The sequence below is a fragment of the Flavobacterium franklandianum genome, from assembly GCF_007097365.1.
GTDB lineage: Bacteria > Bacteroidota > Bacteroidia > Flavobacteriales > Flavobacteriaceae > Flavobacterium > Flavobacterium franklandianum.
In genome coordinates this window covers 176,029-199,689 of the sequence record NZ_VJZR01000005.1, presented here as the reverse complement: position 1 = coordinate 199,689, position 23,661 = coordinate 176,029, and the positions used below count along the sequence as shown (strand labels likewise).

The window sequence follows — 23,661 nt, the reverse complement described above, 5'->3', positions numbered from 1 at the left end:
AAGCCGTTTGCGTATGCAAACACCAATAAAAAAGAGGCGATACCATATATGACCGCTGACAAATAACATTAACATATATGAAAAAATTGAAAACACAAGTCGGAATTGTTGGTGCGGGACCTGCAGGATTAACACTAGCAAATTGGTTACGAAAACAAGGAATTTCGTCGGTGATAATTGAACACCGCAGTAGAGAATATAGCGAATCACGGGTGCGAGCTGGATTACTGGAACAAAACACCGTTGATATTTTAAACAACTTGGGTCTAGCTGACAGACTCAAAAAAGAAGGAAAAGAGCACCACGGGGTTCATTTAAGTTTTGATGGCGAGCGTATTCGAGTGCCTTTTGGAGAACTTACAAACGGTCGAAATATCACGATTTATGGACAACAAGAAGTTGCGAAAGACCTTACCGATGCCTGGTTGGCGGGAGGTGGTCAGTTGTTTTTTGAAGCTACAGCCACTAAAATTGCCGATTTTGATACCGATCATCCGAGCATTCATTTTGAATATGAAGGAGAAGCGGCTGTTTTGGAATGCGATTTCGTGGCGGCTTGCGATGGTTTTCACGGCCTGGGTCGCAAGACGATGCCAAAAGGGTCTTACAATGAATTTACGGTAACCTATCCGTTTAGCTGGTTGGGTATTTTGGCAAATGTTGCCCCTTCGTCCGATGAATTGATTTATGCGTATCACGAACGGGGTTTTGCTTTGAGCAGCTCTCGTTCCGAAAAAGTGAGTCGTTTGTACGTGCAATGTGAAAATGACGATACAGTCGCCAATTGGTCTGACGAAAGAATTTGGGATGAATTGTCAATACGATTGGCAACTCCCGGTTGGGAACTGAAACGTGGGCCTATTTTCGAAAAAAGTATCACGCCAATGCGCAGTTATTTTATCGATAACATGCAATGTGGTCGCTTGTTTTTGGCAGGTGATGCCGCCCATATTGTGCCTCCAACAGGTGGAAAAGGATTGAACTTGGCCGTTGCCGACGTCAAACATTTGGTTGATGGATTGACCGAGTTTTACAAAAAAGGCTCAACTGCAGCTTTGGACTCCTATTCAGAAACAGCTTTAAAACGCATTTGGAGGGCGCAGGATTTCTCTAATTTTATGACGACTTTGTTTCACAAACAAGACGAACACGGTTCTTTTGGATACCAGTTACAAAAAGCAAAATTCGATTACATTAAACGTTCAAAGTCTTATGCCACGACGATAGCAGAGAATTACGTAGGATTGCCTTTTGAAGCATTTGAATAATTTCAAACACAAATATAACTATTTACCAACGGCTCCCCTCTCCTTTGGAGAGGGGCTGGGGGTGAGGATTAATATTTAGTCTATTAAAAATCACACAAAATAAATGAAACAAGTTCCTATAATAGATTTACATACCGCCGCCAAAATGGTCAAAGACGGTGATACCTTGCTACAAGGCGGTTTCGGCATGACGGGTAATCCGGTTCACTTGATGCACGCATTAGCAGAAATCGGCACAAAAAACTTGACCTTTATTGGCAATAATACCGGAGAGGCAGGTCTTGGAGGCGGACGTTTATTGAGAAACGGTCAGCTCAAAAAAATGATTGGTTCGTTTTTTACTTCCAATCCAGATGCCGTAAAAGCGGCACAAACGGGACAAGTAGAATATGAACTTTTGCCGCAAGGAACTCTTGCCGAAGCGATTCGGGCTGGTGGTGCGGGAATAGGAGGTTTTTATACCCCAACCTCGGCGGGAACATTGATTGCCGAAGGAAGAGAGACAAAAATCATCGATGGAGAAGAGCAAGTATTCATCAAGGGAATTCGTGGAAATGTAGCCTTCATTCGAGCTTGGAGAGCCGATACAGCCGGAAATTTGCAATACCGAATGACCGAAAATAATTTCAACAAAGCCATGGCCACGGCCGCCGATTTGGTGATTGCCGAAGTGGAAGAAATTGTTCCCGTTGGCGAAATCGCCCCTGAATTTGTACATACCCAAGGTTGCTTTGTCGATTATTTGGTCGAAGCTAAAATTACGCTGGAAGATTTGGGAAGTTCAGCTTCGGTATCGACTTCAAAAAAGGTAGATGAAAGCCGAATGAATATGGCCAAACGGGCTTTGGCAGAATTGAAAAAAGGAGACGTGGTCAATTTGGGAATCGGAATTCCAACCTTGGTAGCCGATCTAATAACCGACGAACACGGAATTATCTTGCATACCGAAAACGGAATGTTGGGCGTTGGTCCTGTTCCAACTGATGGTGGTGGTGCGATGGATTATCCTGTAAATGCAGGTAAAATTCCGGTAACGGCACTCAACGGAAGCAGTTATTTTGACAGTGCCGATTCCTTTGCGATGATTCGTGGAGGACATGTCGATACCGCCATAATGGGTGGATTGGAAGTGGATGAATTTGCCAATTTGGCCAATTGGGCAGTTCCTGGAAAACCGTTGTTGGGCGTGGGTGGCGCCATGGATTTGGCCAAAGGAGCCAAACGATTGATTATCACGATGACACATTCTAATCCAGACGGTTCTTCGAAAATGGTACCTCAATGCGTTTTGCCTTTGACAGCATCTGATGTTGTCGATTTGGTTATTACCGACTTGGCTGTTTTCTCCTTTATCGATGGAAAATTAACCTTGATTGAAATTATGCCGGGCAGTTCTTTGGAAGAAGTACGAGCCAAAACGAGTGCTCATTTTATTGAAAAATTAAACTAGAAATTATGAATCAATCCTATATCATAGATGCCATCCGAACCCCAGTCGGGAGTTTTGGAGGCAGTTTGTCCACTGTTAGAGCCGATGATTTGGCGGCATTGACCATTAGGGAGTTGGTAAAAAGAAACCCGAACATTCCCGTGGAAAAAATCGACGAGGTAATTTTGGGAAACCACAATCAGGCTGGGGAAGACAATAGAAATGTGGCTCGAATGGCTACTTTATTGGCAGGATTGCCTTATACGGTTCCGGCTCAAACGGTCAATCGTCTTTGCGCTTCGGGAATGTCTGCCGTTATTGATGCTTCCAGAAGTATTCAAGTAGGCGATGCCGATATTATGATTGCTGGTGGAATGGAACACATGACCAGAAGTCCATGGGTGATTTCAAAGACTTCAAAACCTTTTGGGAATGATGCCAAGATGTTTGATTCCAGTTTTGGATGGCGTTTTGTAAACCCCAAAATGGAAGCGATGTATGGCACGGATGCAATGGGAATTACTGCCGAAAATTTGGTTGAAATGTATCATATAAGTCGGGAAGACCAAGATTTATTTGCCTATAATTCCCAACAAAAAGCATTCAAAGCGCAATATGATGGACGATTTGACGAAGAAATAATTGCAGTGGAACTGACAGATAAAAAGGGAATTGTTACTGTGTTTTCTAAAGATGAATTCATAAAGGGAAATACAACTCTCGAAAAACTGGCGACTTTAAGAGCCGCTTTCAAGAAAGATTCAGGAAGTGTAACGGCGGGTAATGCAGCGGGTCTTAATGACGGTTCAGCCGCATTATTTTTAGCTTCTGAAAAAGCGATAAAACAATACAATCTGAAACCATTAGCCAGAATTGTTTCTTCGGCAATAGTGGGTGTAGAACCTAGAATAATGGGAATTGGACCTGTAGGCGCTACCCAAAAAGCACTTCAAAAAGCAGGTTTGACATTAGATGATATTGACATTATAGAATTGAATGAAGCCTTTGCCGCGCAAGCATTAGCCTGTACCAGGGCTTTAGGACTTAATGATAATGATGCAAGAGTCAATCCAAATGGAGGCGCCATTGCACTGGGACACCCGCTTGGAATGTCAGGAACTCGCTTGATTCAAACCGCTGCCATCGAACTTCAAAAACAAAACAAAAGATTCGCCTTGTGTGCGATGTGCATTGGCGTAGGGATGGGTTATGCCGTGATTATCGAAAATGTGAATGTAAAATAGTTATTAAAAGAAATTGAGCCTATTTAATTTTAAAGAATGCACTACTAAATAATACCAAATTATGAGTAACGAAAAATTAAGAAGTGAAGCTTTGGCTTACCATGCCAAACCACAACCCGGAAAGATAAAAATCGTACCAACAAAACCGTATGCTACCCAACGAGATTTGGGATTAGCGTATTCTCCTGGGGTTGCTGAACCTTGCTTGGAGATATTTAAAAATAAGGATGATGTTTATAAATATACTGCAAAAGGAAATCTTGTTGCGGTAATTACCAATGGAACAGCCGTTTTGGGATTAGGAGATTTAGGGCCTGAAGCTTCGAAGCCGGTAATGGAAGGGAAAAGTTTGTTGTTCAAGATTTTTGCAGATATTGACAGTATCGATATTGAGCTGGACACCAAAGATGTGGACAAGTTTATCGAAACGGTAAAAATTATGGCTCCCACTTTTGGCGGAATCAATTTGGAAGACATCAAAGCACCCGAAGCCTTCGAAATCGAAAGACGGTTAAAAGAAGAATTGGATATTCCGGTGATGCACGATGACCAACATGGAACGGCGATTATATCGGCTGCAGCCTTGTTGAACGCTTTGGAAATTACTAAGAAAAAAATAGAAGAGGTACGCATCGTAATCAGTGGTGCGGGTGCAGCAGCAGTTTCTTGCACCAAGTTGTACAAAGCCTTTGGTGCCAGTGCCAAGAACATCGTAATGCTGGACAGCAAAGGAGTGATTCGTTCCGACAGGGAAAATTTATCTGTCGAAAAACAGGAATTTGCTACCGACAGAAAGATTGACACCCTCGAAGAAGCGATGGTGGATGCCGATGTTTTTATAGGACTTTCCATTGCCGATGTGGTGAACCCGGAAATGTTGCTGGCCATGGCAAAAGACCCAATCGTTTTTGCAATGGCGAATCCAGATCCAGAAATAGCCTATGATTTGGCGGTAAGCACCCGAAAAGATATTATTATGGCAACCGGACGTTCCGATCATCCCAATCAGGTGAATAATGTTTTGGGTTTTCCGTTTATTTTTAGGGGAGCCTTGGATGTGAGAGCGACCAAAATCAATGAGGAAATGAAAATGGCAGCCGTAAAAGCTTTGGCCGATTTGACTCGTGAAGCTGTTCCAGAACAAGTGAACATTGCCTATGGACAAACCAGACTTACTTTTGGCAAGGATTATATTATTCCAAAACCATTTGATCCAAGATTGATTTCGTCAATTCCTCCGGCTGTTGCCAAAGCGGCAATGGATAGCGGTGTGGCCAAAATGCCTATTTTGGATTGGGATAAATACAAAGAAGAATTATTGTTGCGTTCCGGCAATGACAATAAAGTGGTTCGAATGATGTATGAAAGAGCCAAAGCAAGTCCCAAAAAAATTGTTTATGCCGAAGCCGATCATTTAGATGTCCTGAAAGCTGCCCAAATCGCCTTTGACGAAGGGATAGCGATTCCAATATTATTGGGAAACAGGGAAATTATTTTAGAATTAAAAAAGGAAATCGAATTTGATGCCGATATAACCATCATTGATTCCCATACAGAAGAGTCCGAAAATATAAGGAATCAGTACGCAGAGAAATTCTGGAATAACCGAAAAAGAAGTGGCATAACGCTTTATGGAGCGAAATCCAAAATGAGGGAGCGCAATTATTTTGGTGCCATGATGGTGTTGGAAGGCGATGCCGACGGAATGATTTCAGGCTATTCCAGAGCATATCCCACAGTGGTTAAACCCATTTTTGAAGTTATAGGAAAGGCTGCGAATGTAAAAAAAGTGGCAACGGTAAACATTCTGACCACCGAAAGAGGGCCTGTCTTCTTGGCAGATACCGCCATAAACATTGATCCCACCGCCGAGGAATTGGCTGATATTGCCCAAATGACCGCAAATGTGGCCACCACTTTTGGTTTTGATCCCGTAATGGCGCTATTGTCGTATTCTAATTTTGGTTCTTCGACACATTCAGATGCAACCAAAGTGAGGGAAGCCGTTGAAATTTTGCACACTAAAAAACCGGACTTGCTTGTAGATGGTGACATTCAAGCTGATTTTGCTTTGAATCCTGAATTGCTGCAAAGTAAATTTCCGTTTTCCAAATTGGCAGGTAAAAAGGTAAATACCTTGATTTTTCCCAATTTAAGCTCGGCAAACATCACCTATAAATTGATGAAAGAATTGTATAAATCAGAATCTATTGGCCCTATAATGATGGGACTCAGCAAATCTGTCCACATTCTTCAATTGGGAGCAAGCGTCAATGAAATTGTAAACATGACTGCCGTTGCCGTGATTGATGCGCAGGAACGAGAAAAAAGAAAAAAAGCGAAATTGAACATTAATTAGTAATATGAAATCTCCATTAACAAGCTGTTTGTTGCAAACACCATAAATAAAAGCGATGCCATATATGACATCTGATAAATAACTTTTACATATATGAAAAAATATTCGGGATTAATAACCCTACTTTCTTTGATGCTGGCGTGTAATTTTAGTTTTGCCCAAGACAAAAATGAAGATTTATTGAAAGAATTTATTACGCCTCCCAATACTGCCAAGCCCCGTGTTTGGTGGCATTGGATGAACGGTAACATATCCAAGGAAGGAATTGCCAAAGATCTCTTGTGGATGAATCGAATAGGAATTGGCGGTTTCATGAATTTTGATGCTGCCATGGCAACGCCACAAATAGTAAAAAAACGCCTGACGTACATGACGCCCGAATGGAAAGATGCTTTTCACTTTACGACCCAACTTGCCGATTCCTTACAACTGGAAATGGCCATTGCGGGATCGCCGGGATGGAGTCAAAGTGGTGGGCCTTGGGTTAACCCTAAGGACGGAATGAAAAAACTGGTTTGGAGTGAAATTCGTATCAAGGGAGGACGGAAATTCACGGGTGTCTTACCCAAAGCACCTACTAAAACGGGTGCCTTCCAGAACATTCCTTTCTCGGAAGTATTAAGTATGGGAGCACCAACTGCACCACCTTTAGACTATTACGAAGATATTAGTTTGATGGCTTATAAATTGGCGGAAGCTGATGTCAATTTTAGCGATTTAAAACCAAAAGTGACTTCAAGTGGTGGGAAATTTACCATCAACCAACTTACCGATGGCGATTTGGCCACGATAGTGTTGTTGCCTGCCACAAAAAACAACGAAAGTGCCTGGATACAATTTGCTTTTGAAAAACCGCAAACCTTCAAAGGAATTACCATTGTTGGCGGTGGAGATGAAGGTCCTTTTGGACTTTTTGGAGACAAATCCGAAACGCGTTCTTTGGAAGTAAGTGAGGATGGAATTCATTTCAAACCAATCAGTTTCATTTCAGCAGGAGGAATGTTGCAACAAACCATTAATTTCTCGGCAGCAACGGCAAAATATTTTAGGATTACTTTCAAAAATCCGCTACCGATTTTTAGTTTTGATATGATACTGGGGTCCGATGCCGCGCCAAAACCATCTCCGGGAACTGATATTGCTGAAATTATGTTGCACAGCACCACCAAAATCGATCGTTTTGAAGAGAAAGCCGCATTTGCCGCAGTTAAAAATATAAACGTAAATGGCACTAAGGCAACTTCTGATGCAATTGCACCGGAAAACGTGATTGATTTATCTGATAAAATAAATGCTGACGGAACGTTGAATTGGACTCCGCCGGCAGGAAATTGGAAGTTGATACGTTTTGGCTATTCATTATTGGGAATAACCAATCATCCCGCTTCACCCGAAGCCACAGGTTTAGAAGTTGATAAATTAGACCCAGTTGCCATAAAAACGTATTTTGAAAATTATCTCGACCAATACAAAAGTGCCACAGGAGGATTGATGGGTGATAAAGGCGGCTTGCAATACATCGTCACCGATAGTTGGGAAGCAGGAGCGCAAAACTGGACCAAAAACCTACCTGCCGAGTTTGCCAAAAGAAGAGGATACTCTTTATTGCCTTGGATGCCCGTACTGACAGGTCAAATTATTAAAAGTTCGGAAGCCAGTGAAAAATTTCTTTGGGATTACCGAAAAACCTTGGGAGAAATGCTTGTTGAATACCATTATGACCAATTGACCCAATTGTTGAAGGAGCGAGGAATGAAACGCTATTCTGAATCCCACGAAACAGGACGTACTTTAATCGCCGATGGGATGGAAGTAAAACGCAGAGCCGCAGTGCCTATGGGAGCCATGTGGACACCAGGCCCAATTGGAGGCGATGGTAAAACATACAATGTCGATATTCGGGAATCTGCTTCGGTAGCCCATATTTATGGACAAAACTTGGTGGCTGCCGAATCGTTTACCGCTATTGGCGATGCGTATGCCTATTCACCAGAACGATTAAAACCAACAGCCGACATGGAATTGGCCAGTGGATTGAACCGATTCGTGATTCACACATCGGTGCATCAACCTTCCGACGAACACGCTCCTGGATTGGGTCTTGGCCCTTTCGGACAATGGTTTACCCGCCATGAAACTTGGGCGGAGCAAGCCACCGCTTGGACGAAATATTTGGCTAGAAGTTCGTATTTGCTGCAACAAGGAAAATTTGTGGCCGACATCATCTATTATTACGGGGAAGACAATAATATTACTTCTCTTTTTGCAAAAAAACAGCCTAACATTCCAATGGGGTATAATTATGATTTTGTCAATGCCGACGCCTTGCTGAATGTACTCGCCGTCAAAGACGGACAAATTGTAACTCCAAGCGGTATGCAGTATAAAGTGCTGGCCTTGGATGCCAATAGCCAACAAATGACCTTGAAAGTGGCTCAAAAAATTAGCGAATTGGTAAAAGCTGGAGCCATTGTCGTGGGGCCAAAACCAATAGCTACCCCAAGTTTAATGGATGACAAAACAGCCTTCGATACCTTGGTAAATGAATTGTGGGGAGCTGAAAATACCGTAACAACTATTGGTAAAGGAAAAGTTTATACGGGAGAAAGTATCGAAAAAGTCTTGAAAGCTTTAGCAGTAAAACCTGATTTCGAATACACAAAAACACAGGATGACACCCAATTATTGTATGTTCACCGTAAATTGCCGGAACAGGAATTGTATTGGGTAAACAACCGCAATGACCGAGCCGAAAATTTGGAAGCCACTTTCAGGGTTTCTGGCAAAACAGTGGAGATTTGGCATCCAGAAACTGGTAAAACGGAACCAGCTTCTTATTCTTTTGCCGATGGACGCACAAAAGTGTCTTTGCATTTGGAACCTAATGACGCTGTATTTATAGTATTCAAAGAAAATACAACTGTAGCATCCCATATTTTGCCAGCCGTGACGGAAACTAAATTGACCACCTTGGAAGGCAACTGGAATTTAAGTTTTCAAAAAGATAGGGGAGCACCTTCGAGTATCACGGTGAAAAAATTAGTTTCTTGGACTGAAAATTCAGATGTAGGAGTCAAATATTTTTCGGGAACGGGAACCTATTCTAAAACCATTGATGCGCCAAAAAGTTGGTTCAAAAACTCGGGACAATTATGGATTGATTTGGGAGAGGTCAAAAACATTTCCGAAGTATTCGTAAACGGAAAATCGTTGGGAATTGTCTGGAAAAAACCATTCCGAGTGGATGCCAGCGGAATCTTGAAGCCAGGAAAGAATACCTTGGAAATAAAAGTGACCAATCTTTGGCCCAACCGAATCATCGGGGACGAGCAAGCTGGAGCCAAGAAAATTACGTTTATTTCGATGCCTTTTTACAAAGCAAACGCTTCATTGTTGCCATCGGGATTACTGAGTTCGATTACCGTTTTGTCCGTGAAATAGTAATTTTTAGGTTTAAATAATGTAGATTATTTTATTTAATTTTAAAGAGGTAAACCAAAATGCAAATGTATAGGTTTTACCTCTTTTTTTGTTTGTTCTTTTTTGTTTGTTCTTTTTTGTGTAAAAGCTACCCTCCGCCCCGTTTCTAATTAACACTACTTAGTTTTTGAATCTCTTTCGATAAAACAATACCATTAATACCAGTTAATTACAGCTTTTTTGATTAATCGAAATCAGGTTAATACATTTTTTAAATTGCTATTGTGAAGTTCTAATTGCTCCGAAACCTCTTTGGAATAGTCTTTTAAAAGGGTTTTAGCTCCTCTTTCCTCTGATATTGCAAGAGGATCGACCCCAATTTCAGCCCAACTATCGTACCAACGTTCAATTGTTCTTCTGCTGACATTAAAAATAGAGGCCAAGTCTTTGATCTTATGTTTTTGATGCGATAAAACAAAGCATTGACTGCGTTTTCTTACGGTGGCATTAGGATTGTTTTGATAAAGGTATTCCAATACCTCAATCTCTTCATTTTTAAGTGTTATGTATCTCATATCGAGATAGAAATAATATTACACATAAACAATAATATACAACATTATTTTATTCTAAATACTTACATGAATTTTATTGCTGATTTCAATAAAGTTATCTTGTTTTTTGTCTGGAGCTAATTTTGTAGCCGTAGTCGATGAAATTGGGGAATTCCACAATGCTCAACAGGCCATTTGCTTATTGGAGCAGTTGGTTTAACTGAATATACTTGATGTGTTTGCGGAAAGCAATTTCATCAACAATTTGAGTCACTACCCAATTCGATATTTGATTTTAGATCTTCGATCTGTTTTATTTCGTTGTTGTGAGGTAGGTAAAAGTTGAATTTTATAAAGAATTGCGTTCGATATAATTAAATGGATTTTTAGAGATTTTTTTTGTCTAGTATAATTTTTGCAGCTGCTTCGCCCATTCCTTTGAAATCAGTGCTAATTACCGTAATTCCCAGAAGTGCTTTTAAGGGAGTTTCATTATATGAAATGACGCCTACATCTTTTTCCGTAACCAAATTTTTCTCTCTAATTTGTTGCACTACTGAACCAGGTCTTCTTCCTCAATTGCTATGTATGCCTCTTTGGATTCGAATTCCAGGTCATCGTAAATTTCGTCCAAGATTTCAAATTCAAAACCATATTGTTAGCAAAAATTTATAAAACCAACCAGAATACCGGTTGGATAGGGAAACACCAATTTAGTTGGGTATACTAAAATTATTTTTTTGTATTTTTTTAATTTTCAAGACCTTCTTCCAGTGCATGGATAATGTCTTCTTTATAATCTTGATATATGGCTGCAAAAGTTCCAGAGATTTCGGTATAGGAGTTGTCTATCAGTATGCGTTTTTCTTTAGGAATAGTTTCAATAGCCCTGATGGAAGCGGCATCTCCCGGTTTTGAAAAACAAGGCTTTTTGGTCCTAGTTTTTGTTAATCGGGAATACAGTGAACAGCAGGAGCAATGGCTCTTGAGAATCCCCAATAGTGGTGCTTCATGAAACAAAAAAAGCACCAGTTTTACAACTGATGCTTTCTTGAAATATTTTGAAAAAATTTTATTTTTTCTTTTTCCCTGCAGGCGCTTTTGCTGCTTTTGCTGCTTCTTGAGCTGCTTTCATAGCTGCACGAGAAATTCTTACTTGAGCAACAACAGTGTTGTCTGGGTGTAATAATTTGTAGTTATCCGAAGCTAGCTTCGTAACATACAATTTGTTTCCCATTTCAAGTGGAGAAATGTCAGCGTCAATAAAATCAGGAAGATTTTTTGGTAATGCTTTTACTTTTAATCTACGAGTGTTCAAACGTAAAACTCCTCCTAAAAGTACTCCTGGAGATACTCCAACCACTTTTACTGGAACTTCCATAGTGATTTCTTTGTCATCAAATAATTGAAAGAAGTCAATGTGTAAAATTCTGTCAGACACAGGGTGTACCTGAATGTCTTGTAAAATAGCCTGAAATGTTTTGTCTCCAAGCTCAATCACAACTGTGTGTGCGTTTGGGGTGTAAACCAAGGTTTTGAATGCTCTTTCGTCTGCTGAAAAATGCACTGGTTGACTTCCTCCGTATATAACGCAAGGAACCGCTCCAGCATTACGTAAGGCTTTAGTCGCAACTTTGCCCACGCTTTCTCTTTCTGATCCTTTAATTGTAATCGATTTCATTGTAAAAAATTTATATAGTTAATTATTATTAAAACTCTTCTTTTTTCTAACGTTTTTGACTTCCATCTCCTGTCTTCCCTCTTTCTTTTCCTACATCAAAAATTTCCCACTAATAGAATTGTTGTGGTGTACCATGTACATTACTTCGGCAAAAAGAGGCGCACAACTCACCACTTTTATTTTGTTTGATTTCTTCTTCAACGGAATAGAATCAGTAACAATTAATTCCAGTAATTTAGAATTTTCTATTTTTTCGTAAGCACCGCCCGATAAGATAGCGTGTGTGCAAATCGCTCTCACGCTCAATGCTCCTTTTTCGATCATTAAATCTGCGGCTTTCGCCAATGTGCCTCCGGTATCAATCATGTCGTCAACCAAAATTACATTTTTGCCTTTTACTTCACCAATCAACTCCATAGTGTCGATGATGTTGGCTTCTTTTCGCTGTTTGTAGCAAATTACCACATCCGACTCTAAAAATTTTGAATACGCATAAGCTCTTTTGGAACCTCCCATATCCGGTGATGCAATAGTCAAATTGTCCAATCCTAAACTGTTTACATACGGCAAAAATATTGTCGAAGCAAAAAGGTGATCCACTGGCTTTTCAAAGAATCCTTGAATTTGGTCTGCATGCAAATCCATCGTCATAATTCGTGTTGCGCCGGCAGTTTCTAATAATTTAGCCACTAATTTAGCTCCAATCGGAACTCTTGGCTTGTCTTTTCTGTCTTGTCTTGCCCAACCAAAATAAGGCATTACTGCTGTAATGTGTCTTGCCGATGCGCGTTTTGCAGCATCTATCATAAGCAATAATTCCATTAAATTATCGGCACTCGGAAATGTTGAACAAACAATAAATACGCGTAAACCACGGATTGATTCTTCATAAGATGGCTGAAATTCACCATCACTATATTTCGACATCGTAACTTTGCCTAAAGGGATTCCATATTCTTTGGCTATTACCTCTGCGAGATAAACACTTTGTGAACATGCAAAAATTTTAGCTTCTGGCTCTAAGTGTGACATTTAGTTTGTTGTTTTTATTCGGTTGTGCGGCTATAATTCAGGCTTACTTTTGTAAAAACCTATAAAAATATAATCGCCTCGAATGTAGTTAGTTAGTGTGTTTCGTTTTACCGAGGTGCAAATTTAGGAATAAAATCGAACTCTGAAAGGAAAAATTAGAGTATTTTTATTAGAATCTTTAATTTTATTATTACATTTGCACCGTGTTAAAGGAAAAAGATGTTTAGCTACCACTAAATATCTCTTTATTGCGTGAAATAACTGTCGTTATTTCTGTCTGCTTCGCCCGGATGGCGGAATTGGTAGACGCGCTGGTCTCAAACACCTGTGGGAAACCGTGCCGGTTCGACTCCGGCTCCGGGTACAAAAGCCTCTTCGAAAGAAGGGGCTTTTTTGGTTTTATACTTTTTATCACATAAGTCACAATTCTCCAAAATGATTAATTGGTTTTAAAACGCATTACCATTATTCGATTTTCTTAACACGTTACTTATTCCCTCATACCTTCTTTATCACATAAGTCACAATTCCCCAAATGATTAATTGATTTTCTTCGGTGACTTTTATGGGAGGATAATTGGGGTTTTCGGGCATTAGATATAAGCAGTCTTGTTCGAGTTGGATGCGTTTTACGGTAAATTCGCCGTCGATAAAACAAATGGCAATTTTATTGTTTTGAGGTTCCAAACTTCTATCTACGACCAACACATCTTTGTCGTTGATGCCAGCGTCAATCATCGAATTTCCTTTGACTTTGATGTAGAAAGTGGCCAAAGGATTTTTGCACAAAGCCGTATTCAAATCGATGCTGTTTTCCATAAAATCAATTGCAGGCGAGGGAAATCCTGCCGAAACGCCTTCCTTAATTAACGGAATTCGGACTTCACTATTCAAAACAGGACGGAAGAAACTTAGTTTGGGCTCTTTTTTTATTGACATTGTATTTCGAGAATATCGTTGAAGTTCGTAGTATATCTTGGTGATAAATGATTCTGATTCATGTTCCAAGTGAGATTTAAATTTTGGGTAGCCAATTTTACTTTTTTGTCGCCAATTTTGTTGTTCAATTTATCCATAACTTGCATCAAAGCCAAATGTTTTGGGTTTTCTTCATCGAATAATTGAAATTGTTTTCGGTCTTCGTCAATCAATTCGGTGACGATTACGCCTGCTTTTTTGAACTTTATGTTTTCGTTTCCTTTGTATAATTTTTTCAATATATCAATCGCTGTGTTCGAAATAGTTAAGGTCGAATGGGTCGCAAATGGCAAGGTAACCGCCATAGTAAAATAATATTTCGAGGTTTGAATGCTGTGTTTGTCAATGACCAACATTACAATAATCGTGTGGCAACAAGATTTTTGCTTTCGCAATTTCTCGGCACAAACCGAGGCAAAAGTCGCCACGCGTTCGCGCAACAAATCAAAATCGGCGATTTGTTTGGGAAAACTTCGGGTAACGGCAATGCTTTTCTTTTGGTCGGGAATGGAGTCTAAGTCCAAAACTGATTTCCCTTCGAGTTCATATTTCAACCGCATTCCCACAACGCCCATTTCTTTCTTGATCCAAGCTTCGTGTTGCGGCTGAACAAAATCGAAAGCAGTGTTGATATTTCGCAATTTTACTTTTTTAGTCATTCGATAGCCAATGCCCCAAACGTCTTCAATCTTGGTCCATTTCAAGGCTTTGATTCGTTTTTCTTCGGTGTCAATCACATAAACACCTTGGGTTCTGTCCTGAAATTTTTTGGCAATTTTATTGGCCACTTTCGATAAAGCCTTGGTTTCGGCAAAGCCAACACAAACTGGAATTCCGACCCATTTTTGGATTCTAGTTTTTATTTGAACACCATAATTATGATAATCAGAAATGGTCATGCCATCAAAATTCAGGAAGGCTTCGTCAATGCTGTAAATTTCCAGATTAGGCGTAAACTGACCTAAAATTGCCATCACTCTATTACTCAAATCGCCGTACAACGCATAATTGGAAGAGAAAATCTTGACCTTTTTTTCTTTGATCAATTCCTTGATTTGAAATGCTGGAGCTCCCATTGGAATGCCCACAGCTTTGGCTTCGTTGCTTCTGGAAATCACGCAGCCGTCGTTGTTAGATAATATCGCAACGGGTTTTCCGTTGAATTTCGGTTGAAAAACACGTTCGCAGGAAGCGTAAAAATTATTGCAATCGACTAAAGCATACATTTTGTAAAATTACTCAATAGTCCATAATTGTGGTGTGGATAAAAAGTTAATTTTGGGAATTGTTGATAAAAAATTTGGAATGATTATAACACAGATTTTTTGCCGAATCTAGTGACTTGTTGATGCTTTTAAAATAAGGAAAACAACTTTATTTTGGCCGTTCCATATTCTAACCTTTGTGTTTAAAGATTAGTTTTTCTCCTTTCAAAGGCTATTCAATGGGAATATAAAAATCAACAATAGCTATTTTTTCAGGATGTTCATTAAAGTTGTTATGGTATATTTCAAACAGATTTCGATCTGCTTTTTTATATCCGTTTTCGTTCATCCAAATAAAAAGAGCGGTCCAAGATTTTTCAAATTCTTGGATTCCAATTTCAAAATGACCCACAATAAACTTCCCTTTTTCGATTGTTGTCAGGCCGATTTCTCCGCTAACTTCGGTTTTTTCGTTTAAAATCAGGGAAGCACTCATTCTAACTTTTTCGGGTTCGGTGATTTTATAACTGTCGTGATAAATGGTTGCCATTTTCGAATTTTCCGTCAAAAGACCTTTTGGAACAGCCCATTTCATCAGTTTGGCGTAAGCATTTCCCAAACCTTCGGGTCCAATTTGTGTGATAAAAGCCAATTCTAGCTTTGGCATTTCTTTGATTTCAATTTTTGCGTTCATTTTAATCCAATTGATAAGGTTATCAATGTTGCAAATATAGTCATCTGACAATCCGTTTTCTTGTCCATTCTTGCTTTCGACTTGACGAATCTTGCTATATTTTGGCTTTGATTTTCTAAATTCGGAAGGACTAATTCCGTAAAATTTCTTGAATGTTCTTGTAAACGAGGAGTTGCTTTTAAATCCGTATTGAAGGGAAAGTTCCGTGATGGATATGTTTTTTTGATGCAAAAGTATCGATGCTGTTTTTTCAATTCTTTTGCGGGTGATATACGAATTTATAGTTTCATTGGTTATCGCTTTGAAAATTCGATGCAAATGAAAGGGAGAATAAAAACCGACATTGGCGACAATTTCTAACGATAATTCCGAGTCCAGATTTTTATCAATGAATAGTAAAATGGTGTTTATTCGTTTGATGTAATCTTCGTTCATTTTCTTATTTTTCTATTTTTTGGGTAAAATAGCAACTTGTTCAAAAGTCTTCAATTCAAAAGTTTCGCCATCAAAGACGCCATACGTAAAATAATCAATCCAGTCACCTAGATTAATATATTCGGAGTTTTCTCCAACGGAAACTATCATAGGCAAATGGCGGTGGCCAAAAACAAGGTAATGGTAATGTTTGGTTTCCAGTTTTCTTTTGGAATACAAAATGAGCCATTCGTTTTCTTCGCCAAGAAATTTCACATCTTCATCTCCTGAAATGAGCTTGTTTTTCACAGAAAGATATTGCGCCAGTTTCATTCCAATATCAGGATGAAGCCATCGATAAAGCCATTTGGAGACCGGATGTGTAAATACTTTTTTCATTCGTTTGTACCCTTTGTCGCCAGGACCTTTCCCGTCTCCGTGACCAATAAGAAAGGTTTTTCCGTTGAAAGTGTATTCTTGATTATCACGAAATGTAGGAATATCTAGCACTTTCTGGAAATAATCATTCATCCATAAATCATGGTTGCCCACAAAGAAATAAATGGGAATGCCACTATCTCGAATTTCGGCCAATTTGCCCAAAACTCGAATATAACCTTTGGGAACTACGGTTTTATATTCGAACCAGAAATCGAATAAATCACCTAACAAGAAAATGGCTTCAGCGTCTTTTTTGACTTCGTCGAGCCAAGCCACGAATTTTTGTTCTCTAGGGAAACTCAATTCAGGTGTTGGCGCACCAAAATGCTGGTCCGAGGCGAAATATATTTTTTTGTTGGGCGTCATTTGATAAATACTGATTTATAAATATCGAGATTCGGAATTTGGACTCGAGCCATAGTGAACAGGTATAGCAATTTCAATTTATGGAATTTCAAATTTAATTATCACTGGCAAACCATTCGGCGAATGAAGATTCAGTTTCTTGTAATTTCAATGAAAAAAGTTTAATGTTTTGAGGCAATCTGCCGATGATTCTTTTCGAAAAATCGACTACCATATTTTCGCTTGTTGGCTGATAATCGACTAAAATTACGTGGTGACCACGAGATTCTAATTCTTTGGCCAATTCGACATGAGGCGTATTTTTATTAAAAACGGAGGCGTGATCAAACTGATCGACGATTTCCTCTTTTACTATTTTTTTTAAATCGGTAAAATCAATTACCATCCCATTTTTTACGTTTGTCACATCATTTATAGGTTCGCCAATAACGGTAACCGACAATTTATAACTGTGTCCGTGTACGTTTTTGCACTTGCCATCATAACCGTATAGGGCGTGACCGGTTTCGAAACCAAACTGCTTTGTAATCCTGATTTTGCTCATTCTATTTTTATTTGAGTACAAATTTAGTCAATTTACTTGTTTCTGTCTGCTTTTTTCGCCCGATAATACATCCAATAAGCAACAACCACCAATAAAACAAAGGGTAAAAACGAACCAATGAGTACTCCAAATTGATAACCATTATCGGGAGAATTTTTTAATTTTGCTTCAATATTGTTTTGTTGCAAAAGTAAAATAAGTTGTGTCATTGCTTATTTTTTAAATTGATTCAAAGCTTTTTTAGAAAAATCCGACAGCACTAATTTTCCCGAAATTTCGGCTCTTTCGTATAATAAAGGCTTCCAATTTTCGGTTCCTTCCCAAAACATTTTTTTCATTTCGACCAAGGTTTCTGGGTTGTAATTTGCTAATTTATTGGCGAAAGCCGAGATTTCTGAATCTAATTCGGTTGTGGTTTCAAATATTTGGGCAAATAATCCTTTTTGGTTTGCCCAAGAAGCCGATTTCCATTCGGTTTCTAAGGTCATTTCTGCCATAGCACTTTTCCCTATTTTACGCGTCACGGCTGGTTCGATTACAAATGGACCAATCCCGAGGGCTAATTCGGATAATTTTATAGTGCTTTCGGTGGTTGCCAAAGCATAATCGCAAGCAGCAACAATTCCCACTCCGCCACCAACGGCTTTTCCGTGAATTCTACCAATAATTATTTTCGAACAGTTGCGCATGGCATTCAACACATTGGCAAAACCTGAAAAAAATTGTGTGGCTTCTTCCTGATTTGAAACTGCCAAAAGTTCATCAAATGAAGCACCAGCACAAAACGCTCCCGAACCACTACTTTTTAAAACAATCACCGAAACTACTGAATTATTGCTTAAATTATTGAGTTCATTCGTCAGTCGATTCAGCAAATTACTTGGAAAAGAATTGCTCGCAGGATGCCCAAACTCGAGGGTTGCGATTTTATTTTCGATAGTCGTAAGGAGGAACCCGTTTGGGTTTTGTAGTGCCATTGTACAGATTTTGATGTAAAGTTAAAAATATTAAGGTAAGCAAGATATTTTTTTTCGAAATTTGCTTTCTGCTGCAAATAAATGTTATATTTGCGCCCTGCAATTGGGGGATTAGCTCATTTGGCTAGAGCGCTTGCCTGGCAGGCAAGAGGTGGTCGGTTCGAATCCGATATTCTCCACATAGAAAAACCGTAATTAGCTATTAATAAAGCTATTACGGTTTTTTAATTTCTACACATACTCCTTTGTTTAGCACATCATCAAATTTAAAATTTTTCTATTTAAAAAAATATTGCGCTTTTTTTAAATTTAATTCTTGAATGTGTAGCGACACAAATCCTCTGTATTTGAATCACTTCTTTTTTAACTTATACGTCAATATCTGTTATATTTTTATATTTTTGTAACAAATCATAAATAAAGTTTGATGAAAAAAATAATTTTAATAATGGCTATATCTACATCAATAATTTCATTTGGTCAAAGCCAAAAAGGGAATCCAATAAAATATCCACCAACCAAAAAAGGCGAAACTGTCGACGTATATTTCGACACAAAAGTAGCCGATCCCTACCGTTGGCTTGAAGATGATAAATCAGCCGAAACCGCTTCTTGGGTAAAAGCTCAAAACGAGGTAACCTATGATTATTTGTCTAAAATCCCTTTCCGAGCAGCTCTAAAAGCAAGGATTGAAAAATTGTGGAATTACGAAAAAATAGGCGCGCCAACTAAAGAAGGAAATTACACCTATTACTACAAAAATAACGGTTTGCAAAACCAAGCGGTTATGTACAGAAAAGATGCGAAAGGCGTTGAAACTGTTTTTTTAGACCCCAATACTTTTTCTAAAAAAGGGACTACTTCCCTTGGTGGAGTTGATTTTTCTAAAGATGGATCTAAAGCGACGTATTCTATTTCAGAAGGAGGAAGCGATTGGAGAAAAGTAATTTTAATAGATACCGAATCGAAAAAAATTCTAGAAGATACCTTGGTTGATGTCAAATTTAGCAGCGTTTCTTGGAAAGGAAATGAAGGTTTTTACTATTCCAGTTATGACAAACCTAGTGGAAGTGAATTATCGGCAAAGACGGATCAACACAAACTGTATTTTCATAAATTAGGAACTCTACAAAAAGACGATATTGTTGTTTTTGGATTGTCTCAAAAAAGAAGATATGTTGGCGGATATGTTACAGAAGACAATCGATTTTTGGTAATTACAGCGGCCAATTCTACTTACGGGAACGAATTGTATATTCAAGATTTAACAAAACCCAATGCTCCAATTATTACTATTGTCGATAATTTTAATAGTGATAACACTGTTGTCGAAAATGAAGGCGAAAAATTATTTATAAACACAGACTTAAATGCGCCCAACAAACGTATTGTTGTAGTAGATGTAAATAATTCTAAACCAGAAAACTGGAAAGATTTTATTCCAGAAACCGAAAACGTACTTTCGCCAACAACCGGCGGAGGTTACTTTTTTGCCAATTATATGAAAGATGCCATTTCGGTAATCAAACAATACGATTATTCTGGAAAATTTATTCGTGAAATACAATTGCCAGGTCTAGGAAGCGCAGGAGGATTTGGAAGTAAAAAAGCAGAAAAAACGCTTTATTATTCGTTTACAAATTTCACTACCCCGGGTTCTGTTTATGCTTTTGAACCTATTTCAGGAAAATCAGAAGTGTATCAAAAACCAAAAGTTGATTTTAAAAGCGAGGAATATGTTTCGACTCAAGTTTTTTATGCTTCTAAAGATGGAACCAAAATCCCAATGATTATCACGCACAAAAAAGGAGTAAAACTAAATGGTAAAAATCCAACAATTCTATATGGATATGGTGGGTTCAACATAAGTTTAACGCCATGGTTTAGTATTTCAAATGCCATTTGGATGGAAAACGGAGGGGTTTTTGCAGTAGCCAATTTGAGAGGTGGTGGTGAATATGGGAAAAAATGGCACGATGCAGGAATCAAAATGCAAAAGCAAAATGTGTTTGATGATTTTATTGCCGCCGCCGAATATTTAATTACTCAAAAATATACATCTTCCGATTTTCTCGCCATTCGTGGTGGTTCAAATGGAGGGCTTTTGGTTGGAGCCACAATGACTCAACGTCCCGATTTGATGAAAGTAGCCTTGCCAGAAGTTGGAGTTATGGATATGTTGCGTTACCATACTTTTACTTCTGGAGCGGGTTGGGCTTTTGATTATGGCACTTCTCAAGATAGTAAAGAAATGTTCGAATATATAAAAGGATATTCCCCTGTAAATAATGTAAAAAAAGGAATCCATTATCCGGCTACAATGGTTACTACTGGCGATCACGACGATCGAGTGGTGCCAGCTCATAGCTTTAAATTTGCTGCCGAGTTGCAAGAAAAACAAACCGGAAACAATCCAGTTTTGATTCGAATTGATGTCAATGCAGGTCACGGAGATGGTAAATCGATATCGGCAATTATAGACGAAAGTGTCGATATTCAAGCTTTTATTTTGTTTAATATGGGTTTCAAAGCATTGCCAAAACAATAATATAATTATTTTTAAATTTTATTTAAACCCTGTGAATCTATGGAAACACAGGGTTTATTGTTTATAGAAATGAAGTAAAAAAGGTGGTTTTTTATTTCTTATAGTAATTAGTAAATTCTACAGCGAACAACCTGAATAGCCAAAGGCATTACTTTATTTAAATTTCATAAAGTTTTATTAATGCATCTGTTTTTGTGAAAGTATCTCACTATTTTTGAGAATAATCAATAAATAATTCACCTATGAAAATTCAATTTAATACAGACAAGAACATTGAAGGACACGAGAGATTAGAAAAGTTTTTTACTTCAGAATTAGAAAAAGAATTGGCTCGATTTGACGATAAAGTGACTCGAATTGAGGTGCATCTTGGAGACGAAAATAGTGATAAAGGTGGCGTAAATGACAAACGCTGTATGATTGAAGCGCGCCCAGTAAAATCAAATCCTATAGCCGTTACAGCTTATGCAGATTCGATTGAGAAAGCCTTTTTTCAAGCAACTGAAAAAATAAAGAAATCCTTAAATACTACTTTTGATAAACAACTTTCACATTAATAATTTTCAAGGTTTTTATTAATTCGTTAAAAACAGTCTAAAAAAAGAAACTCTCTTTTTAGACTGTTTTTTTGTATGTAAGAGCTTAATTTTTGGTGTTGTGTAACAATAGATTTAGCATTTTATATACTTCTGTCCACTAAATCTAAATTATACAGACAGTATTTAAAAATCCGCGCAAAACCATCTAATAAATTCCCTAATTTTGCAAGACGAGACCTAAAGGTCGAATTGTACCAAGTAAAAATATTTAATAATAGCGTGGGAAGTAAAAATAAGTTAAAAAGATTCAAGGAAAACGAAACATTCAAGAATGTTTTTCAACCTACTAGAGAAGAAGTTGTGGGCGATTTGTTTCCGCTTAGAGGCAAATGGAATACTGATTTTTTTAAAAATGACAATCCAATTGTCATCGAATTGGGCTGTGGCAAAGGCGAATATTCCGTTGGTTTAGCCGAAAAATATCCCAATAAAAACTTTGTAGGTATCGACATCAAAGGTGCGCGTTTTTGGCGTGGGGCTAAGACTGCTGTGGAATCAGGATTGCATAATGTGGCTTTCATTCGTACCCAAATCGAATTAATCAATCATATTTTTGCCGAAAATGAAGTAGATGAAATTTGGATAACTTTTCCCGATCCTCAAATCAAATACAAACGTACCAAACACCGAATGACTAATTCCGAATTTCTGCAATTGTATAAAAAAATCCTCAAAAAAGAAGGTGTTGTCAATTTGAAAACCGATAGCGAGTTTATGCACGGATATACCCTTGGATTGCTTCACGGCGAAGGTCACGAAGTCTTGTATGCAAATCATAATGTCTATGTGAACGAGGGAAGTCCTGAGGAAGTTACTACTTTTCAGACCTTTTATGAAAAACAATATTTAGAAATTAACAAAGCTATTACGTACATTCGATTTAAAATTAAAGATTAGCCATTTTTGAACAATTACATTTTGTAAATGAGTTATATAACGCCATTATTTTTCGGTTTCATTAGTGCTTTTATAGGGATTATTCCGCCTGGATTAATCAATATGACTGCTGCGAAAGTAAACCATAAAGAAGGAAAACGGAATGCGTTATGGTTTGTGTTTGGAGCGACACTTGTTATTTGTGTTCAAGTTTTTTTTGCCATCTTATTTGCAAAAATCATAAGCCATCGACCGGATTTAGTTACTTTGCTACGCGAAATTGGGTTTTGTATTTTTACTGCCTTGACTGTCTATTTTTTATGGATTGCTAAAACACCTAAAGGCAAACCCAAAAAATTCAAAAACAAAAGTAAATCAAAGCGATTTTTTCTTGGAATGTTGCTCTCAGCACTCAACTTTTTCCCAATTCCTTACTATGTTTTTGTGAGTATTTCATTGGCATCTTATCATTTATTTTCATTTGATACAACCTCTATTTTGATTTTTGTAAACGGTGTTCTAGTGGGATCGTTTCTTGTTTTTTATATTTACATTTCTTTTTTTAATAAAATTGAAAATAAAAGAGACTACATTATGAAAAACATGAATACAATTATCGGAAGTATTACGGGGTTGATTTCAATAATTACTTTGCTTAATATCATTAATTATTATTGGTAAAAAATGACCAAGCCAAACGAAAATTTTTTCGAAAGAGTTTATGCCGTCGCCCGACAAATCCCTTACGGCAAAGTCACTTCTTATGGTGCTATTGCCAAAACAATAGGTTTAGCTCGATCAGCCAGAATGGTGGGTTATGCAATGAATGCAGCACATAATCTTGAAGATATTCCTGCGCATCGAGTGGTAAATAGAAAAGGATTGCTCACAGGAAAACACCATTTTGAAGGAACCAATTTGATGCAACAATTACTCGAAAGCGAAGGAATTGTTCTAGAAAACAATCAAATTATTGATTTTGAAAAACATTTTTGGGAGCCAGAAATGGGTTTGTGATTTGCAATTATTTTC

General features: G+C 38.1%; 22 protein-coding genes and 2 tRNA genes. 12 read left to right on the top strand and 12 right to left on the bottom strand.

Features of this window, described 5'->3' with window-relative positions:
- The first annotated feature begins 77 nt into the window (after nucleotides 1-77).
- From FNW17_RS08400 to FNW17_RS08380, 5 genes are all read left to right on the top strand, one after another.
- Nucleotides 78-1,268: a 4-hydroxybenzoate 3-monooxygenase gene (locus tag FNW17_RS08400; protein ID WP_185965282.1), complete on the top strand. Its 1,191-nt coding sequence runs from the start codon at nucleotides 78-80 to the stop codon at nucleotides 1,266-1,268.
- A 103-nt stretch (nucleotides 1,269-1,371) separates the two neighbouring features.
- Nucleotides 1,372-2,718 carry a 3-oxoacid CoA-transferase gene (locus FNW17_RS08395; RefSeq protein ID WP_143389175.1) on the top strand — a complete coding sequence of 449 codons (1,347 nt, stop codon included), beginning with the start codon at nucleotides 1,372-1,374 and terminating at the stop codon, nucleotides 2,716-2,718.
- 5 nt (nucleotides 2,719-2,723) lie between these two features.
- Nucleotides 2,724-3,941 (top strand): 3-oxoadipyl-CoA thiolase, encoded by a 1,218-nt coding sequence (gene pcaF, locus FNW17_RS08390; RefSeq protein ID WP_143389176.1) that lies wholly within the window; start codon nucleotides 2,724-2,726, stop codon nucleotides 3,939-3,941.
- Nucleotides 3,942-4,002: 61 nt separating this feature from the next.
- On the top strand, nucleotides 4,003-6,300 hold the full coding sequence (locus tag FNW17_RS08385; RefSeq protein WP_144071418.1) for an NADP-dependent malic enzyme: 2,298 nt from the start codon (nucleotides 4,003-4,005) through the stop codon (nucleotides 6,298-6,300).
- Nucleotides 6,301-6,393: 93 nt separating this feature from the next.
- Nucleotides 6,394-9,741: a glycosyl hydrolase gene (locus tag FNW17_RS08380; protein WP_143389178.1), complete on the top strand. Its 3,348-nt coding sequence runs from the start codon at nucleotides 6,394-6,396 to the stop codon at nucleotides 9,739-9,741.
- A gap of 233 nt (nucleotides 9,742-9,974) precedes the next feature.
- Here the strand turns inward: FNW17_RS08380 and FNW17_RS08375 are convergent, their stop codons facing one another.
- The 5 genes from FNW17_RS08375 to FNW17_RS08360 form a co-directional block, all read right to left on the bottom strand.
- Nucleotides 9,975-10,295 (bottom strand): helix-turn-helix domain-containing protein, encoded by a 321-nt coding sequence (locus FNW17_RS08375; RefSeq protein ID WP_143389179.1) that lies wholly within the window; start codon nucleotides 10,293-10,295, stop codon nucleotides 9,975-9,977.
- A gap of 365 nt (nucleotides 10,296-10,660) precedes the next feature.
- Nucleotides 10,661-10,804 (bottom strand): hypothetical protein, encoded by a 144-nt coding sequence (locus tag FNW17_RS16305; RefSeq protein WP_185965281.1) that lies wholly within the window; start codon nucleotides 10,802-10,804, stop codon nucleotides 10,661-10,663.
- Nucleotides 10,805-11,024: 220 nt separating this feature from the next.
- A complete protein-coding gene (locus FNW17_RS08370; RefSeq protein WP_144071417.1) occupies nucleotides 11,025-11,294 on the bottom strand; it encodes a hypothetical protein in 270 nt (89 codons plus the stop codon).
- A gap of 52 nt (nucleotides 11,295-11,346) precedes the next feature.
- A complete protein-coding gene (locus FNW17_RS08365; RefSeq protein WP_143389181.1) occupies nucleotides 11,347-11,955 on the bottom strand; it encodes a 50S ribosomal protein L25/general stress protein Ctc in 609 nt (202 codons plus the stop codon).
- Nucleotides 11,956-12,045: 90 nt separating this feature from the next.
- Nucleotides 12,046-12,987, bottom strand: a complete 942-nt coding sequence (locus FNW17_RS08360; RefSeq protein WP_143389182.1) for a ribose-phosphate pyrophosphokinase — start codon at nucleotides 12,985-12,987, stop codon at nucleotides 12,046-12,048.
- Nucleotides 12,988-13,271: 284 nt separating this feature from the next.
- Between FNW17_RS08360 and FNW17_RS08355 the strand changes: the two genes are divergently transcribed.
- A tRNA-Leu gene (locus tag FNW17_RS08355) sits at nucleotides 13,272-13,351 on the top strand.
- A 134-nt stretch (nucleotides 13,352-13,485) separates the two neighbouring features.
- On the opposite strand, the gene FNW17_RS08350 is transcribed toward FNW17_RS08355, so the two are convergent.
- From FNW17_RS08350 to FNW17_RS08325, 7 genes are all read right to left on the bottom strand, one after another.
- The gene (locus FNW17_RS08350) at nucleotides 13,486-13,926 is read right to left on the bottom strand and encodes a LexA family protein (protein ID WP_144071416.1); all 441 of its coding nucleotides are present in this window, start codon (nucleotides 13,924-13,926) and stop codon (nucleotides 13,486-13,488) included.
- Nucleotides 13,917-15,191, bottom strand: a complete 1,275-nt coding sequence (locus tag FNW17_RS08345; protein ID WP_144071415.1) for a Y-family DNA polymerase — start codon at nucleotides 15,189-15,191, stop codon at nucleotides 13,917-13,919. The genes FNW17_RS08350 and FNW17_RS08345 overlap by 10 nt, the downstream gene beginning before the upstream one ends.
- Before the next feature lie 211 nt (nucleotides 15,192-15,402).
- Nucleotides 15,403-16,299, bottom strand: coding sequence for an AraC family transcriptional regulator (locus FNW17_RS08340; protein WP_144071414.1), 897 nt, complete (start codon nucleotides 16,297-16,299; stop codon nucleotides 15,403-15,405).
- Between the two features lie 12 nt (nucleotides 16,300-16,311).
- A complete protein-coding gene (locus FNW17_RS08335) occupies nucleotides 16,312-17,085 on the bottom strand; it encodes a UDP-2,3-diacylglucosamine diphosphatase (RefSeq protein ID WP_144071413.1) in 774 nt (257 codons plus the stop codon).
- 94 nt (nucleotides 17,086-17,179) lie between these two features.
- Nucleotides 17,180-17,629, bottom strand: coding sequence for a 6-pyruvoyl trahydropterin synthase family protein (locus FNW17_RS08330; protein ID WP_144071412.1), 450 nt, complete (start codon nucleotides 17,627-17,629; stop codon nucleotides 17,180-17,182).
- Between the two features lie 32 nt (nucleotides 17,630-17,661).
- Nucleotides 17,662-17,838, bottom strand: coding sequence for a hypothetical protein (locus FNW17_RS16300; RefSeq protein WP_185965280.1), 177 nt, complete (start codon nucleotides 17,836-17,838; stop codon nucleotides 17,662-17,664).
- A 3-nt stretch (nucleotides 17,839-17,841) separates the two neighbouring features.
- Nucleotides 17,842-18,606: an enoyl-CoA hydratase/isomerase family protein gene (locus FNW17_RS08325; protein ID WP_144071411.1), complete on the bottom strand. Its 765-nt coding sequence runs from the start codon at nucleotides 18,604-18,606 to the stop codon at nucleotides 17,842-17,844.
- A 105-nt stretch (nucleotides 18,607-18,711) separates the two neighbouring features.
- Between FNW17_RS08325 and FNW17_RS08320 the strand changes: the two genes are divergently transcribed.
- From FNW17_RS08320 to FNW17_RS08295, 6 genes are all read left to right on the top strand, one after another.
- Nucleotides 18,712-18,785: transfer RNA gene (locus tag FNW17_RS08320), tRNA-Ala, on the top strand.
- Nucleotides 18,786-19,033: 248 nt separating this feature from the next.
- The gene (locus FNW17_RS08315) at nucleotides 19,034-21,154 is read left to right on the top strand and encodes a prolyl oligopeptidase family serine peptidase (protein WP_144071410.1); all 2,121 of its coding nucleotides are present in this window, start codon (nucleotides 19,034-19,036) and stop codon (nucleotides 21,152-21,154) included.
- 242 nt (nucleotides 21,155-21,396) lie between these two features.
- The gene (locus FNW17_RS08310; protein WP_143389191.1) at nucleotides 21,397-21,711 is read left to right on the top strand and encodes an HPF/RaiA family ribosome-associated protein; all 315 of its coding nucleotides are present in this window, start codon (nucleotides 21,397-21,399) and stop codon (nucleotides 21,709-21,711) included.
- A gap of 261 nt (nucleotides 21,712-21,972) precedes the next feature.
- Nucleotides 21,973-22,650: a tRNA (guanosine(46)-N7)-methyltransferase TrmB gene (gene trmB, locus FNW17_RS08305; protein ID WP_143389323.1), complete on the top strand. Its 678-nt coding sequence runs from the start codon at nucleotides 21,973-21,975 to the stop codon at nucleotides 22,648-22,650.
- 27 nt (nucleotides 22,651-22,677) lie between these two features.
- The gene (locus FNW17_RS08300; protein ID WP_143389192.1) at nucleotides 22,678-23,310 is read left to right on the top strand and encodes a LysE family transporter; all 633 of its coding nucleotides are present in this window, start codon (nucleotides 22,678-22,680) and stop codon (nucleotides 23,308-23,310) included.
- A 3-nt stretch (nucleotides 23,311-23,313) separates the two neighbouring features.
- Nucleotides 23,314-23,646, top strand: a complete 333-nt coding sequence (locus FNW17_RS08295) for an MGMT family protein (protein WP_143389193.1) — start codon at nucleotides 23,314-23,316, stop codon at nucleotides 23,644-23,646.
- Nucleotides 23,647-23,661: the final 15 nt, after the last annotated feature.